We start from the raw sequence: 13672 nt of genomic DNA, 5'->3' as shown, positions 1-13672 counted from the left end.
TGCACTCCACAGCCTTCCCGCGCGGGAGGAAACGCCATGAAAATCAATCTGACCAGCGCGCTGGGTTTTATTCGGAGGCAGACTGCCGACATCAGCGCTGCGTTTCCCGCGCATGTACATGCGCTGTCGCCGGTTCTTACCCTGCAGGGGGCAGTTGCACATACCGATATGCCGATAGAAAGCGGGTCAACAAAACTGCTGCCCTATTCGCAGGCGTATCTGCCCGGGTATGCTGCCTGGCGCCGGGATGATTTCCGCGCGTTTTTCGAGGAAAACTACGTTCAGTTACCGCTGGCAAAAGGTGACGCTGTGTTTTTCAGTCCTGCGCTGTTCCATGCGGCGGGTGCCAATACGTCAGCCGATATCCAGCGCCTCGCTAACCTGCTGCAGATTTCTTCACCATTCGGGCGCGCGATGGAGACGCTCGACCGGACTGCTATGTGTAATGCTCTTTATCCGTTGGTCCGGGCTGCGGCCGATGCTGGCCGGTTGACCGCTGCAGAAGTCAGCGCAGTGATCGCGGCAACTGCCGAAGGGTATTCATTTCCCACGAACCTCGACCTTGACCCACCCGTCGGCGGCCTCGCTCAACAGACGCAGCAGGCGTATTTTCATGAAGCTCTGGAAAAAGGGATGTCGGCGGAAGACTTTACGTCTGGTCTCACGCAGATGGATGCCCGCCGCCTCCCATGAGGCGACGGGTATTTTTTCAGACTGTGCCGCCCAGACTGCCTTCGAGCGTTGCCATTTCTTGGCCGCCCGCCATCATGTCCTGAAGCTCCTCGGGTGTGATTTCACCCCTTACAGCAGTTCCCAGGGTCTGGCCGCGATTGAGCACCGTGAAACGGTCGCCCACGGCCATGGCGTGACGTACATTGTGCGTGATGAAAACGACGGCGATGCCCTGCTTGCGGACCTTGTCGATCGTGGCCAGCACATTGGATGTCTGCCGGACACCCAGAGCCGATGTCGGCTCGTCGAGGATCAGCACTTTGGCACCGAAATGAACCGCCCGGGCAATGGCAACGGTCTGACGTTCCCCGCCGGACAATGTGCCCACGGCCTGATCCGGGCCGCGCAGGTTGATACCCATTTTGCGCATTTCTTCCATGGTGATGCGATTGGCATAGTCATGGTCAAAAAAGCTCAGCCCAGCCACTTTCTTCAGGGGTTCATTGCCCATGAAGAAATTGCGGCTCACGGACATCAGCGGGATCATCGCCAGGTGCTGGTGCACAGTCGCGATACCGGCCGAGATCGCATCCCGTGGATCGGCGAAGTCGAGCGGTTTGCCCTCAAAGATGATCTCGCCGCTCGTGGGCTTGTGCACACCGGACATCGTTTTGATGAAGGTCGACTTCCCCGCGCCGTTGTCGCCCAGCAGGCAGTGACATTCGGCCGGGAACACATCCACCGACACACCGGCTAGAGCAATAACACTGCCGAAATGCTTCTGGATGCCTTTCATCTGAATGATCGGATCTGACATATCAGCGCTCCCCCGTGATGATGCGGCGGATGTAGGTGTTCAGAATCACCGCAAAGAGCAGGATGACCCCGAGGAAAACCCGGAACAGCGAGCTTTCCACTCCGGCAAAGAAAAGTCCCTGCTGAACGACACCGAAAATCAAAGCGCCGAGCGCGGCACCGATGACAGAGCCATACCCGCCGGTCAGCAGTGCGCCGCCGATGACCACTGCGATGATCGCCTCAAACTCCTTTAGGAGGCCGCGGTCGGCACCGGCGGAGCCGAACTCCATGACCTGGCAGACCGCGAAGACGGTGGCGCAGAAGGCTGTGAACATGAACATCAGGATTTTGACCTTGTTCACAGGTACACCTGAATTGCGTGCGGCTTCGGCATCGCCGCCGGACGCAAAGATCCAGTTCCCGAAGCGGGTTTTCGTCAGCAGGACGTGGCCAAATACGATGAGGATGATGGCCCATACTATCAGCATCGGAATGCCATCGACAACCGGTTGTCCGGCGCGCGACCCGCGCTCAAAAACACCGATAATGCCCATGTCGCCAAGCCACTGAAACAGAGGCTGACCGATTTTCCCGCCAAAGACCGGAGCAAGCCAGTCACCTTCGGCAGCATCCCGGATGCCGCCAATAATCGTTTTGCGCTCGACCGTCTGGGGAATGTAAATCGTGAAGCCGCGCAGAATGAAAAGGAACGCCAGCGTCACGATAAAGCTCGGCAGTCCCGTGCGGACCACGATCCAGCCGTTCAGCGCACCTAGCGCGCTGCAGATAACGAACGTGATGATGATGGCCATCCACATGGGCCATGCCAGAACAACACCGAAAACGGCGATCATCATGCCGGCGAAGCCGATCATGGATCCAACGCTGAGATCAAATTCACCTGAGATCATCAACAGGCAGGCGCCCACGGCGATGATCATGAACTGGGCGGAAACGATGGTCCAGTTCAGAACCCCCTGACTGTTGAACATACCGCTGTCAAAAGCGAACAGGGCAAAAAGCGTGAAAACGGCGACTGTGCCGACGATACCGCCCAGTTCGGGCCGGATCAGGGCCTGCCGCAAGGGAGATATGTCCTTTATTCGCTCGTCTGTATCAGTAGATTCTGCCATTGCGTGTCCCCCGGCTTGCAGAATGAGAAAAAAAGGGCGGCCCTCCTGTTCAGAAGGCCGCCCCGTAAGTCCGGATATCAGCGGTATTCGCCGGCGAACTCTTCAACTTTGGTCAGGCCGTCTTTGGTCACAAAGCCAGGGCCGGAGTTGATGTTGTTGCCCGGCAGGACGCCATAGCGGTCCCAGTTTGCCAGGATCACAACGGGCATATACGCCTGCAGGAAAGGCTGCTGGTCGATACCCCAGTTGATGGTGCCGTCCTTGATGCCTTTGACGATTTCTTCGCCGAGGTCAAAGGTGCCGAAGTGGATATCACCGGCCATGCCGTTTTCCTGCAGCGCCGCGATGGTCGGGTCGGCGGAAACCGGGCCCAGTGTCAGGATACCGTCAACGTCAGGGTTCGCGGAAAGATAGGCCAGAACCTTGTTCTTGATCTCCGACGGGTCGGTGCCGCTGTCCATCATTGCGTCGCCAAGGTCGATACCCAGGCCATCCGCGTAGCCGCGGCAGCGTTCGCCCACTGTGGGCTGCTGGATCGCGTGGTTCACGCAGAGGAAGTTGGTCACGCCTTCGCCTTTGGCTCGCACACCGGCCGCAAAGCCCGCGTCATACTCCGGTTGACCGACGTACATCAGAGCACCGATTTCACGGGCCTGCTCTGGCGTACCTGTGTTCATGATGATCACATCGATGCCCTGATCGACAGCGTTCTGGATCGGGCCTTTCAGCACGTCAAAGTCGGCCAGTGTTGTGATGATGCCATCGGGGCCGGAAGCAGCGGCCTGCTCGATGATGCGGGCCATGTCCGCGATGTCACCGGTCGGCGGGTTGCGGTACTCAACGTCGGCACCAACCTGTTCGCCTGCAAGGGCGATACCATTCTTGATGGTGTTCCACCACGTGTCGCTGTCAGGCGCGTGGCTGACCAGAATGTACTTTTCACCTTCGGCCGCAGCAGTCTGCGCCGTCATGAAAGGTGCGGCAACGATGGCTGTCGCAAGCACCAGCTTCTTCATCAATGTTGTCATGTTTTTCCTCCCGGGATTTACCGTTTTCATGGCAAAAGAGTGGCCTGTGCCACCTCTGTGAATCGACTTAAGCACAGTCGAATTTAGTTTGCAACCGGTTGCAAAAACCGACTGCAGATTTCATAGTTGGTCAAACTGATGCTCAAAGACTGACCTGACGGGTCCGGAAAATACTGATTTATGGCCATTACGCTGAAAGAAGTTGCTGAACGAGCGGGAGTTTCCCGGTCGGCTGTTTCGCGAACCTTTACCGATGGTGCTTCGGTCTCGGAAAAGATGCGCCGCAAAGTTGAAAAGGCTGCCCGTGATCTGGGGTACAGTCCGAATGCGCTGGCGTCTTCTCTGACAACCGGGCGCACAAAGCTGATAGGTCTGGTGTCGAATAACTTTCATAACCCGATTTTTCTGCAGGTCTTTGATCTGTTCACGCGCGGGCTGCAGGACCGTGGTCTGCGACCGCTTCTTGTGAACCTGTCTGATGAAACGGATCCGGAGGCCTCGGTCCGGATGCTGCGTCAGTATTCGGTGGACGGCGCTGTGGTGGCGTCATCAACCCTGTCGCCGGAGTTTGCCAAGGCATTCCGGGACGCGCGGGTTCCGGTGGTGCACAGTTTCGGACGACACACGACGACGCCTGAGGTGCATGTGGTTGGCATCGACAATGTCGAATGTGGCCGTATGGCTGCGCGAACCCTGATTGCGCGCGGATACCGGCGCATCGGGTTTCTGGGCGGACCCGAAGATGCAACATCGACGCAGGACCGTTTCGCGGGATTTATGGGAGAGCTTGAAAAGCACCCGGGCCTCACTCTGTCGCACAGTTTTGCTGAGGCATATTCATTCAACGCGGGCCGTGCGGAAATGTTGCGGCTGCTCAGCCGGAAACCGGCGGAAGCCTATTTCTGCGGAGACGATGTTCTGTCGATCGGTGTGCTGTCCGCGATCACAGACAGCGGTCTGTCAGTGCCGGACGATATCGGGCTGATCGGGCTGAACGATATGGAAATGGCGGGGTGGCAGAACATAAACCTCACGACCATCCACCAGCCGATCCGCCAGATCGTAAACTCATCTATCGAGCTGATGGTGGCCATGCTCGACGAGCCGGACCGCTACCCTGAGGCACGGATCTTTCCCTGTTCGATTGTTGAGCGGGGCACGCTGCGCCCCGCTGACTGAACGCCTTACCGAAACATAGGTGGCCGCGCGTCGACCCACGTGCCGCCTGCCCCGGCTGATTCCACAGCTGCGTAAACCGCCGCCATAGAACGCAGGCCATCGGAGGCCGAAGGCAGGGCGCTGCGGGTTTCCCCACGGATCGCGGCGGCCAGATCGACGTAGATATTCGCCACGGCAAGCGGGAACCCTTCAGGGTGGGCTATGGCCACACGGGACAACCGACCTGCTTCGTCCGACAGGCTGCCCTCGCCCTTCTCCATGATCTGCGTGCGCCCTCCGACAGGTGTGTAGAACACCTGGTTTGGCTGTTCGGATGCCCACCGCAAACCGCCTGTTTCTCCGAAAACCTGAATGTCGAAGCCGTGCTGACGGCCGATCGCCACGGACGATGTCCAGAGACGGCCAACCGTCCCGCCGGACATCCGGAAGTTGACCATGGCGTCGTCCTCCAGTGTACGTGACGGAATGGTGGACGCGAAATCGGCGGAGACTGCCGTGACTTCATCTCCCGCGATGAACCCGGCCATATGCAGGGCATGGATACCACAGTCGGCAAACTGTCCCGACACACCGGCCATCGCCGGATCATAGCGCCAGCGCACACGGGGATTGTCCGCGTCGGTGGCGTCGCCGTGGTGACCGTGGCTGAAATTTGTCACAACCAGACGGACTTTGCCGATGTCCCCGCTGGCCACCATTTGCCGCATCTCGCGCACCATCGGATAAGCCGAATAACAGTAATTCACGGCGCATATCTTGCCCGAGGCTTCGGCCACGCGCACGATTTCCTCGCCTTCCTCCACCGTCATCGTCATCGGCTTTTCGCACAGTACGTTAAAACCCGCTTCGAGGAACGCTTTGGTGATCTCAAAATGCGTGGAGTTCGGTGTTGCAACGGTCACCAGGTCCACACGGTCTGCGCGGTCCTTTTCGCCGGCGAGCATCTCCTGCCAGTTGGCGTAGGCGCGGTCAGGGGCCACGCCAAGGCTCTGTGCATAAGCACGTCCTTTTTCTGCGTCCACGTCCAGCGCGCCGGCGGCGAGAACAAAGTTTCCATCTGCCTGTGCGCCGAGGCGGTGCGCCGGTCCGATCTGGCTGCCTTCGCCGCCACCGATCATACCCCAGTTCAGTTTTGTCATCTGAAGTATCCTTCAGTTAAAGCCAATAGATTCAAGGTATTCACGGTTTGCACGCGCATCTCCAACCGGGTCGGGATCGAGCGTCGGGTCACAGTCCTGTTCGACTGTGCACCAGCCTTCAAAGCCTGCGTCCAGCAGGGTCTGGCGTACCGCAGTGAAGTCAACATCGCCCTGGCCGAGGTTGCAGAAAATGCCTTGGCCACAGGCGTCATAAAAACCAGTGCGTTTCGCAATAACGTCCGCCTTCACTGCCGGGTCAATATCCTTGAAATGCATGTAGGATATCCGAGCAATGTGACGTTTCATAAAGGCGACGGGGTCGAACCCGGCATAGGAGTGATGACCGGTGTCAAAGCAGATTTTCAGAATGCTCTCGTCCACTTCGTCCAGCAGTCTTTCCAGTTCCGGCTCAAAGTCCATGAAGCCAGCGGCGTGAGCGTGGATGCCTACGGTCAGCCCGTATTCCTCGGCGCCCATTCGGGCCACGGTTGCAATGCGGTCGCGGTACGCAGCCCATTCGGCGGCATCCATCTGCTCTGCTTCGGCTGCGCGGCCGGCTGTGGGGGCGCGGCGCTCGGAAATGGAATCGATCAGAACAAGGTGCTTCGCCCCATGAGCCACGAGCGCCTTACAGGTCCGCACTGAACCATCAATCACATCATCCCAGGCTGCCGCATCGTGAAACGGGCGGAACACCACGCCGCCGATCAGCTCAAGATCGTTCTCGGCCAGCGCATCGCGCAGCACGGCTGGATCTTCGGGCATGAAGCCTACCGGGCCAAGTTCGATCCCCTTGTACCCGGCGTCCGCGCAGTCTTTGAGCACGGACCGCCAGGTCGGATTACGCGGATCATCCGCAAATTCCACGCCCCATGAGCAGGGCGCATTGCCAATACGGATTGTCATGTCTGGGGTTCCTTTCCCAAGTCAGAAAGCGGAAACGTCTTTCCATGTTTTCTCGCGCGATGACGCCATGGCTGCCGCAACGATCCGGTTGACCTCCATCCCGTCGCGGAAGGTTGGCCAGATGGATTTGCCGGTCGCAATTGCTTCCAGGAAATCGCGCGCTTCGATGATGATCTGATCCTGATACCCGGTGCCGTGTCCGGGTCCCTGACAGAATGGCTCATAGTCAGGGTGCGCGGGGCCGGTCAGAATTTTGGTGAAACCACGGGTCGCCTCGTCACCTTCCGCACGGTACAGCCAAAGCGCGTTCTGATCTTCCTGATCAAAACGGATCGCTCCCTTTGTGCCGGTAACCTCATAGGCGTAGCCCATTTTTCTTCCAGTGGAGATGCGGCTGAAATACATCTGTCCCATGGCGCCATTGGCAAAGCGGCACATAAGCTGGCCGTGGTCATCGTTGTCGACGTCCCCGCCCGGTCGCTGTCTGTGCACGGTTTCGACCTCTGCAATTAACCGGTCAATCGGACCAAGCAGGGCGAGTGCGGCGTTGATCATATGAGGTGACAGATCGCCCATTGTGCCGTTAGCGTCACCCGAGGTGCGCCAGCTTGCCGGTGTCTGCGGGTCGGCCAGGAAATCTTCGGTATGCTCCCCCCGGAACCATGTGACATTGCCAATCGCGCCATCTGCGATCAGCTGCCGCGCATATTGGCTGGCTGGCGTCCGGATGTAGTTGAATCCGGTCATGTTGGGAACGCCGGATGCTTCCGCTGCGTCGACCATAGCCCGGCTGTCATCCAGTGAAGCTCCGAGCGGTTTTTCGCAGAAGACAGGTTTGCCCAGGTCGAATGCCGCCAGAGCAATCTCTCGGTGGGTTTCCTGTGGCGTTGCGATAACGATCGCTTGGACTCTCGGGTCATTGACCAGAACGCGCCAGTCGTTGGTTGCACGGGCAAAGCCGTAGGCGGCCCGGTACCGTTCGGCGCTTTCGGGGGTGCTGGCACAGATCATCTCCAGCCGCGCGCGCAGGCTGGTGTTGAACACAGCACCCACTGCGGCCATAGCGACGGAGTGCGCCTTGCCCATGTATCCGCCACCCAGAATGCCGATACCAATCTCTGTCACGCCAGCACCTTCATGAAAATCAGTTTGCAACCGGTTGCAAAATTAGTATCGTGGGATTCTGAACAGCGCAAGACGCGAAATGGGCCTGCCCCTCAAATCGCCCGAAGGACGGCACTGAGAATGACCACCAGTAACACCATCACCCTCACCACAGCACAGGCGATCATCCGGTGGCTTGAAAACCAGTATATTGTCATTGATGGCGAGGAGATGCGTGTCTGCGGAGGCGGGTTTGGTATCTTCGGTCATGGCAACGTCACCTGCCTTGGCGAAGCGCTCTATGGCGTGAAAGAAGAACTGCCTCTCTACCGCGGGCAGAATGAGCAGAGCATGGGATTTGCCGCCGCCGGCTATGCAAAGCAGTGGCTGCGGCAGCGGTTTATGTTCTGTACGGCGTCGGCCGGTCCTGGCACGTCCAACCTCGTGACGTCAGCGGCACTGGCCCATGCCAACAGGTTGCCGGTGCTTCTGCTTTGTGGCGACACCTATGCGACGCGTCTGCCCGACCCGGTTCTTCAGCAGATGGAGAACTTTGACGATCCGACGTTTGGGGTGAATGATGCCTTCAAGCCGGTCAGCCGGTACTGGGACCGTATTATGCATCCCGCACAGGTGATCCAGTCATTGCCGGCGGCTCTTGCCACGATGCTGGATCCCGCTGACTGTGGGCCAGCGTTCATTGGCCTGCCCCAGGATGTTCAGGGCTGGACTTATGACTATCCGCTGGCGTTTTTTGAAAAACGCGTGCACCGCATCCGCCGTCAGCAGCCGGATGCCGATGAGATTGCGGATGCCGCAGCTCTGCTGAAGACTGCTTCACGGCCGATGATCATCGCCGGAGGCGGCGTGCAGTATTCCCGCGCGGTCGATGAGATGCGCGCATTCGCTGAAACCCACCAGATTCCGGTCGTTGAAACCATTGCCGGGCGGGCAAATCTTGTTGCCACGCATCCACTCAACATCGGGCCCATCGGGGTGACCGGATCCGACAGCGCCAATGCCATCGCCGAAGAAGCGGATGTGATTCTGGCGGTCGGCACGCGGCTTCAGGACTTCACCACAGGGTCCTGGACCGCTTTCAGCGAGGAGGCGAAATTTGTGTCCCTCAATGCTGCGCGCCATGACGCGGGCAAGCATATGTCGCTGCCTGTTGTCGGAGATGCGCGCGAAGGTATTGCCGCGCTTACAAAGGCGCTGGAGGGGCACAAAGCACCGGCAACCTGGGTGGATGCAGCCAGGGAGCATCGTGCAAAATGGGATGACTATGTGGCCGAGAACGTATCTTTCGGAAACAACCGGCCCAATTCCTATGCTCAGGCGATTGGTGTTGTGAACGCATTGTGTGACAGCAGGGACCGGGTAGTCGCCGCAGCAGGCGGGCTGCCCGCAGAAGTCACGGCCAACTGGCGTACGCTTGATGTGGGGACTGTTGACGTAGAGTTCGGATTTTCCTGCATGGGCTACGAGATTTCGGGGGCCTGGGGTGCCCGTATCGCGCAGGTGCAAAGGGAGCCCGAGCGCGATACGATCGTGTTTGTGGGCGACGGTTCCTACCTGATGATGAACTCTGACATCTATTCGTCCGTTCTGACGCAGAAGAAGCTGATCATTCTGGTGCTGGACAACGGTGGTTTTGCTGTCATCAACAAATTACAGAACAACACCGGCAACGAGAGTTTCAACAACCTGATCGTGGATGCGCCGACAGTGCCCGAAGCCTTTGCCGTGGACTTTGAGGCCCACGCGGCCGCCATGGGTGCACACGCAGAAACGGTAGCGAACCCGGCTGAGCTGGGGGATGCTTTCCAGAGGGCTCAGGCGGCTGACAAAACATCTGTCATTGTCATGAAGGTGGATGCCTATGAAGGCTGGACCACAGAAGGGCATACATGGTGGGAGTGCGGGACGCCGCATACGTCCGGATCGGCAAAAGTACGTGAGGCTCATGCTGAATGGGAAAGCGGCCGCGCCCGGCAGCGGAAAGGCGTATGATGCTGTCTGAGGCTCTGGCAAAACGCAGCTTTGTGGTGGTCGGCCGCGTCGGAATGGACTTCTTTCCAGATCCGCCCGGAACCCGCGTGCGGGACGCGAAAGAGGTGCATGTCGGCATGGGAGGGTCATCGGCCAACATTGCCGCGGGTCTGTGCAAATTCGGCTGCAGTGCCGCGCTTGTAACGTCCGTGTCAGACGATGCTGTGGGCTGGTACTGCGAAGGGCAGCTGGATCACTATGGGGTCGATCGCAGCCACGTTAAACGGATCACAGGTGAATACCGCACATCTCTCGCAGTCTACGAGACGCGTGTTGAGGAGCACCAGTCTGTCATTTACCGCAACAATGCAGCAGATTTTCAGATGACATCAGAAGATGTCGAAGGCGTGGACTACGCATCTTTCGGCGCGCTGATCACCGCCGGGACCGTCTTTGCTGCGGAGCCGTCGCGCTCGGCTGCGTTTCGGGCTTTTGAGCTCGCGCGGGCGGCTGGTCTGCCGATCATCTTTGACGTTGACTACCGGCCATACAGCTGGCCATCGCCGCAGGTGGCCGAAGAGGTGCTGAGCCGTGCAGGCGCGATGGCTGACGTTATCGTCGGCAACGACGAAGAGTTTGGCTTTATGGCAGGCGACATCGGAAAAGGGCTGGAGAAAGCCCGAACGCTGGCCAAAACATCCGCAGAGATTGTGATATACAAAAAAGGCCCGGACGGAGCGGTGACATTTGCAGGTGGTGAGGAAATCAGTACAGGCATCTATCCGGTCGAGGCGGTGAAACCCACAGGCGCCGGCGACAGCTTTATGGCGGGTTTTCTGGCGTCAATGTCAGAAGGCCGGACTGTAAAAGAGGCTGTGCTGCGCGGTTCCGCCTGTGCGTCCATCGTTGTGGCCCGACCGGGCTGTGCGCCCGCTATGCCCTACCCGGACGAACTCGAAGAATTCCTGAAATCGCATCCCGGCCCGACAGAGCCCTGAGGAGGAGAGACCCATGCATATCGCCCCACATGACAACCAGAACAAACCTATCGTGGACGCCGAAGATCCAACGGTTCCTCTGAACTATTTCAACATCGTTAAGCTGACCAAGGGCCAGAGCTTTGAATACCAGGTGCCGGGATACGAGACATGCATCGTCCCTGCGACCGGCACCGTTGATGTCGAAGTGGAAGGTGTGAGTTTCACCGCATTGGGAAATCGCGGCGAGGATGTGTGGGACGGAGAACCCGAGGGCGTTTATGTACCTGTCGGTGCAAAGGTCCGGATGACTTGCGTATCTGACGATACCGAAACGTTCATTGCGGGTGCGAAATATGACAGGGTTCTGGAGCCCTTTGACGTGCGCGTGGCCGAACTGGACAAGGTGCAGTACGGGTCAGACGACACCAAGACGCATCGCAAAATCAAACATATCCTCGGCCAGAAGCAGCACGACAAGGTGGGCCGCCTGCTGGTCTCTGAGCTGTTCACGGTCGGGCAGGGTGGATGGTCGGGTTTCCCGGCGCACAAGCATGACACCGATAATCTGCCGCATGAGACGCGACACGATGAAACCTATAATTTCCGGTTCCGCCCAAAGCATGGATCCGGTGTTCAGATCCTTCAGCGGGAGGAAGGTAAGCCGGGCGACGCATATCAGCTTATGGATGGCTCCACGATCTGCATCGACAAAGGCTATCATCCCTGTGCGGTGATGCCGGGATATGAGATGTACTACTTCACCATTCTGGGTGGCCTGTCACAGCGCAGCCTGGTTCAGTTCTTCCAGCCTACACATGCCTACCAGGTTGAAACCATTCCGGGCATCAAGGACATGGTGGCCAAGTTCAAATGACACTTGCGACGCTTGCAGACGTCCTGCAGCCGGCGTTGCGGGACGGCCACGCGGTGGCGGGGCTGGTCACGCTTGGCTGGGAGGATATGCGCGCCTATGTGGCGGCCGCCGAGGCCGAAGGGGTGCCTGTGATCCTGCAGGCCGGACCATCGTGCCGGGCGCATACACCGCTTCCCGTTCTAGGGGCGATGTTCCGGTACCTGGCCGCGCGGGCCACCGTTCCGGTCGTCGCGCATCTGGATCATGGTTACACCTTTGATGAATGCCGGGAAGCTCTGGACAGTGGGTTCACATCGTTGATGTTCGACGGCTCACGCCTGCCGCTGGCAGAAAACATCGCACAGACAAAAGCGATTGCGGATATGGCCCACGACGCCGGTATTTCCTGCGAGGGCGAGATTGGTTTTGTCGGCTACTCAGGTGGTGAGGAGTCCGCTGGTACAGACCCGGAGGAGGCGCGTCAGTTCGCCGAGGAAACCGGAGTGGACGCGATGGCCGTCTCTGTAGGGAATGTTCACCTTCAGGAAAACAAGGAAGGCGGGCTGGACCTGGACCGCATCCGAGCCATCGAAGACCGGACCAGCGTGCCGCTCGTTATTCATGGCGGTTCAGGTGTGCCTGTCGAGCAGCGTCGCCTGCTGTCCCGAGGCTCGTCGATCTGCAAATTTAACATCGGCACCGAACTGCGTATGGCATTCGGCGACGCGCTGCGCGCTGCTGTGAACAGCGATCCGGCGCGTTTTGACCGGGTCACGATCCTGAAGGACACGCATGCGCCGCTGGTCGACGCGACGCGGCGTGTGCTGCACGGTTTTAAAGGAGAGACGCAGTGCTGAAAATCGGATTGCTGGGATGCGGGCGGATCGGCCAGGTCCACGGGCGCACCATTTCCCGACTGGATAACGCCCGGGTCACGGCGGTTTCCGACGCGCTTCCCGAGGCAGCTGGTTCAGTTGCCGCGCTGTCAGGTGCGGCCGTGATGGAAAGCGACGCGCTGATCAACAGTCCTGATGTTGAGGCAGTGGTCATCGGGACACCGACGGATACCCATTATGATCTGATCCATGCTGCAGCGGGCGCAGGCAAAGCCATCTTTTGCGAAAAGCCCGTGGATATGTCCGCCGACAGAATCCGCGACTGCATCCGCGTTGTCGAAACAGCCGGCGTGCCGTTTATGACCGCATTCAACCGCCGGTTTGATCCGGGTTTTGCCGATCTGCAGGCCCGGCTGGCGCAGGGCGAAATCGGTGAACCGGAACTGGTGACGATCCTGTCCCGTGATCCCGCGCCGCCGCCCATCGGCTACATCAAAAGCTCCGGCGGGATTTTCAGGGATATGATGATCCATGATTTTGACATGGCGCGTTTTCTGCTGGGTGAAGAGCCCGTTTCCGTATTTGCCGTTGGCAGTGCGCTGGTTGATCCAGAAATCGGTGCTGCAGGCGATGTGGATACAGCGGCCGTTACTCTGACAACCGCCGCGGGCAGGATCTGTCAGATCAGCAACTCGCGGCGCGCTGTTTATGGATATGACCAGCGGATCGAAGTGCATGGTTCGCATGGGATGCTGCGTGCGGCCAATATCCGCGAGAACAACGTTGAGGTCGCAACCGGAGCTGGTTTCAGATCCGCGCCGACGAAGCATTTTTTTCTTGAGAGATATGAAGCTGCATATGCGGCCGAAATGGTTGCGTTCATTGATGCTGTGGCGTCGGGTTCAGCGGTGTCGCCCGGTATCCACGACGGGCTGCGCGCGCAGGTTCTGGCCGATGCCGCCACGCGGTCATGGGAGGAAGGTGTTCCTGTTTCCCTGACCTGAGCGTCCTGTTCCCTGGGCGAAGATATGGGCCGGCCGTGAAGTCTGATC

General features: G+C 58.9%; 12 protein-coding genes and 1 pseudogene. 7 read left to right on the top strand and 6 right to left on the bottom strand.

What is annotated here, in order from left to right; genetic code table 11:
* Positions 1–24: 24 nt before the first annotated feature.
* Positions 25–693, top strand: a pseudogene (locus AB4K19_RS14165) (phytanoyl-CoA dioxygenase family protein); the annotation flags it as partial.
* 16 nt (positions 694–709) lie between these two features.
* On the opposite strand, the gene AB4K19_RS14160 reads toward AB4K19_RS14165, so the two are convergent.
* The 3 genes from AB4K19_RS14160 to AB4K19_RS14150 form a co-directional block, all read right to left on the bottom strand.
* The gene (locus AB4K19_RS14160; protein ID WP_436398093.1) at positions 710–1489 is read right to left on the bottom strand and encodes an ATP-binding cassette domain-containing protein; all 780 of its coding nucleotides are present in this window, start codon (positions 1487–1489) and stop codon (positions 710–712) included.
* Position 1490: 1 nt separating this feature from the next.
* Entirely contained in the window at positions 1491–2603 is a 1113-nt protein-coding gene (locus AB4K19_RS14155; protein WP_375228960.1) for an ABC transporter permease, read from the bottom strand.
* 77 nt (positions 2604–2680) lie between these two features.
* Positions 2681–3631, bottom strand: coding sequence for a sugar ABC transporter substrate-binding protein (locus tag AB4K19_RS14150; RefSeq protein WP_375228959.1), 951 nt, complete (start codon positions 3629–3631; stop codon positions 2681–2683).
* Between the two features lie 180 nt (positions 3632–3811).
* Here AB4K19_RS14150 and AB4K19_RS14145 point away from each other — a divergent pair, with 180 nt between their 5' ends.
* Positions 3812–4810, top strand: a complete 999-nt coding sequence (locus tag AB4K19_RS14145) for a LacI family DNA-binding transcriptional regulator (protein WP_375228958.1) — start codon at positions 3812–3814, stop codon at positions 4808–4810.
* A 5-nt stretch (positions 4811–4815) separates the two neighbouring features.
* Here AB4K19_RS14145 and AB4K19_RS14140 read toward each other — a convergent pair whose 3' ends face one another.
* The 3 genes from AB4K19_RS14140 to AB4K19_RS14130 are packed head-to-tail and all read right to left on the bottom strand — an operon-like array spanning position 4816 to position 7980.
* Positions 4816–5949, bottom strand: coding sequence for a Gfo/Idh/MocA family protein (locus tag AB4K19_RS14140; protein ID WP_375228957.1), 1134 nt, complete (start codon positions 5947–5949; stop codon positions 4816–4818).
* A 12-nt stretch (positions 5950–5961) separates the two neighbouring features.
* Positions 5962–6855, bottom strand: a complete 894-nt coding sequence (locus AB4K19_RS14135; RefSeq protein WP_375228956.1) for a TIM barrel protein — start codon at positions 6853–6855, stop codon at positions 5962–5964.
* Positions 6856–6876: 21 nt separating this feature from the next.
* A complete protein-coding gene (locus AB4K19_RS14130; RefSeq protein WP_375228955.1) occupies positions 6877–7980 on the bottom strand; it encodes a Gfo/Idh/MocA family protein in 1104 nt (367 codons plus the stop codon).
* Positions 7981–8100: 120 nt separating this feature from the next.
* On the opposite strand from AB4K19_RS14130, the gene iolD reads away from it, so the two are divergent.
* Genes iolD through iolG form a run of 5 tightly spaced genes read left to right on the top strand, consistent with a single transcriptional unit; the run spans position 8101 to position 13624 of the window.
* Positions 8101–9972: a 3D-(3,5/4)-trihydroxycyclohexane-1,2-dione acylhydrolase (decyclizing) gene (iolD, locus tag AB4K19_RS14125; RefSeq protein ID WP_375228954.1), complete on the top strand. Its 1872-nt coding sequence runs from the start codon at positions 8101–8103 to the stop codon at positions 9970–9972.
* Positions 9969–10949, top strand: a complete 981-nt coding sequence (gene iolC, locus AB4K19_RS14120; RefSeq protein WP_375228953.1) for a 5-dehydro-2-deoxygluconokinase — start codon at positions 9969–9971, stop codon at positions 10947–10949. The genes iolD and iolC overlap by 4 nt, the downstream gene beginning before the upstream one ends.
* 13 nt (positions 10950–10962) lie before the next feature.
* Entirely contained in the window at positions 10963–11805 is an 843-nt protein-coding gene (locus tag AB4K19_RS14115; protein WP_375228952.1) for a 5-deoxy-glucuronate isomerase, read from the top strand.
* Positions 11802–12641: a class II fructose-bisphosphate aldolase gene (locus AB4K19_RS14110; RefSeq protein ID WP_375228951.1), complete on the top strand. Its 840-nt coding sequence runs from the start codon at positions 11802–11804 to the stop codon at positions 12639–12641. The genes AB4K19_RS14115 and AB4K19_RS14110 overlap by 4 nt, the downstream gene beginning before the upstream one ends.
* On the top strand, positions 12635–13624 hold the full coding sequence (iolG, locus tag AB4K19_RS14105) for an inositol 2-dehydrogenase (protein WP_375228950.1): 990 nt from the start codon (positions 12635–12637) through the stop codon (positions 13622–13624). The genes AB4K19_RS14110 and iolG overlap by 7 nt, the downstream gene beginning before the upstream one ends.
* Positions 13625–13672: the final 48 nt, after the last annotated feature.

It is taken from the genome of Roseobacter phycocola, assembly GCF_042055075.2.
In the GTDB taxonomy this organism is placed as follows: domain Bacteria; phylum Pseudomonadota; class Alphaproteobacteria; order Rhodobacterales; family Rhodobacteraceae; genus Roseobacter.
The sequence above is the reverse complement of the archived record's forward strand: the minus strand, read 5'-3'. Positions and strand labels throughout refer to the sequence as shown.